The following is a 211-nucleotide window of genomic DNA, read 5'->3' as shown; positions in this document are numbered from 1 at the left end:
ACCCCTTGCCCAAACAAATTAAGCCTGAGATGAAGTTTTATACCGCCTTTCTCTTTACGGAATTCTGCCCAGCGATAACGGCTTAGACACAAGCTAATAACCGAGGCATCAATTAGATAAATACGTCCCAATGAATTACGGATTTTCTGGAAACCAACTTTCTCTCCAATTTGCCGCGTAAGATCTTGAAAGATTGCTTTAAAAATGCTTA

General features: G+C 39.8%; 1 pseudogene. It reads right to left on the bottom strand.

Annotated features, from left to right (window positions below):
• Positions 1-211: pseudogene (locus JDF658_RS14695) on the bottom strand (IS4 family transposase); the annotation flags it as partial.

Source organism: Carboxydocella sp. JDF658 (assembly GCF_002049395.1).
Lineage (GTDB): Bacteria > Bacillota.
This window is presented reverse-complemented; position numbering and strand designations above follow the sequence as displayed.